Here is a 1,816-nt window from a genome sequence, read left to right as displayed (position 1 = left end):
GGTGGGTGGGTCTAGTGGGTGCGGTCTTTGTTGAAGTGCTTCATGGCCCAGGCGTAGCCGAGGAGGCTGATGGCGGTGCACCAGGCGGCGGCGATGTAGCCGCTGTTGCCGATGTCGGTGTTCATGAGGAGGCCGCGGAGGGTTTCGATCATGGGGGTGAAGGGCTGGTATTCGGCGAAGTAGCGCAGGCCGGTGGGCATGGTGTCGGTGGGGACGATGCCGGAGCCGACGAAGGGCAACAGGATGAGGGGGAAGGGGGCGTTGGAGGCGGCGTCGAGGGTTTTGGCGGCGAGTCCGAAGGCGACGCCGAGCCAGGTGAGGGCGAAGGCTGCGGCGGTGAGGAGGGCGAGGACGCCGAGCCATCCGGTGGCGGTGGCTTGGGGGTTGAAGCCCATGAGGAGGGCGACGAGGAAGACCACGGCCATGGAGGCGAGGGTTTGCAGGACGGAGGAGATGACGCGGGCGATGAGGATGGAGGGGCGGAAGATCGCCATGGTTTTGAAGCGGGCGATGATGCCTTCGGTCATGTCGACGGATGTGGAGACGGCGGTGCCGAGGGATCCGGTGGCGGCGGTCATGATGATCAGGCCGGGCAGGACGTAGTTGATGTAGTCGGTGCCGGCGCCGGCGACGGGGGTGACGCCTTCGCCCAGGACGTTGCCGAAGACGTAGACGAACAGCAGGAGGAACAGGACGGGGATGCCGATGATGGAGATGACGGTGGTGGGGTAGCGGAGCTGGTTTTTGAGGTTGCGGCGCAGCAGGGTGACGGAGTCGGCTACCGCGTAGGTGACGGTGCTCATACCAGGACCTTCTTCTCCGAATCGGCGGCGGATGCGGGCGAGTTGGGGGGGTTGGGGACGGTGGTGCCGTCAGCGGCATTGCTGGCGGTGGTGGTGGGGGTTTGGCCGGTGAGGGCGAGGAAGACGTCGTCGAGGTCGGGGGTTTTCAGGGCGAGTTCGTGGACGGTGGTCACGTCCAGGCGGTTGAGGATGTGCTGGACGCCGGCGGCGGAGCCGTCGGAGGGCACGTGCAGGGTGAGGGTGTCCTCGTCGTGTGTGGCTCCGGTGGCGGCCAGGAGGGTGGCGGCGGCGGTGAGGGCGGTGGGGGTGGTGAACTGCAGGTCGATGCTGCCGCCGGGGATCTGCCGCTTGAGCTGTTCGGGGGTGCCCTGGGCGACGAGGCGTCCGCCGTTGAGGACGGCGATGGTGTCGGCGAGCTGGTCGGCCTCTTCCAGGTACTGGGTGGTGAGGAAGATGGTGACGCCGTCGGCGACGAGGTCGCGGATCAGGTCCCACATCGCGCGCCGCACCCGGGGGTCGAGGCCGGTGGTGGGTTCGTCGAGGAAGATGATGCGGGGCGCGCCGACCAGGGTCATCGCCAGGTCCAGGCGGCGTTTCATGCCGCCGGAGTAGGTGATCACGGGCTTCTTCGCGGCTTCGACGAGGTCGAACTGCTCGATCAGCCGGGCGCAGCGCTGCTTGGCGACCTTGCGGTCCAGGTGCCACAGCCGGCCCATCAGCTGCAGGTTCTCCTCCGCGTTCAAGAACGGGTCGACAGCGGAGAACTGGCCGGTGACACCGATACTGGAGCGCACCCCGTCCGGATCGGAGGCCAGATCGTGGCCGGCGACGGTGACCTGACCGGCGTCCGCCGCGGTCAGCGTGGACAGGATCTTCACCGTGGTGGTCTTGCCCGCCCCGTTCGGACCCAGCAGCGAGAACACCGAGCCCTGCGGGATCTGAAGATCCACCCCGTCCAGCACCCGCTGCTCCCCATACGCCTTCACCAGCCCCACAGCACTGATCGCCGCAGC

At 67.7% G+C, this 1,816-nt stretch carries 2 protein-coding genes; both read right to left on the bottom strand.

Annotated elements, in window-relative coordinates; translation table 11 throughout:
- Window positions 1-11 precede the first annotated feature (11 nt).
- Window positions 12-803, bottom strand: coding sequence for an ABC transporter permease (locus FGD71_RS35065; protein ID WP_119104602.1), 792 nt, complete (start codon window positions 801-803; stop codon window positions 12-14).
- On the bottom strand, window positions 800-1,816 hold a 1,017-nt coding region (locus FGD71_RS35060), incomplete at its 5' end, for an ATP-binding cassette domain-containing protein (protein ID WP_119104603.1). The genes FGD71_RS35060 and FGD71_RS35065, both read right to left, overlap by 4 nt.

Origin of the sequence: Streptomyces sporangiiformans, assembly GCF_005768555.2 — a bacterium.
GTDB classification, from domain to species: domain Bacteria; phylum Actinomycetota; class Actinomycetes; order Streptomycetales; family Streptomycetaceae; genus Streptomyces; species Streptomyces sporangiiformans.
This window is presented reverse-complemented; position numbering and strand designations above follow the sequence as displayed.

What these genes read in the sequence shown, in the direction of transcription:
- FGD71_RS35065 (WP_119104602.1), bottom strand. Translation starts at nt 803, where the DNA reads ATGAGCACCGTCACCTACGCGGTAGCCGACTCCGTCACCCTGCTGCGC.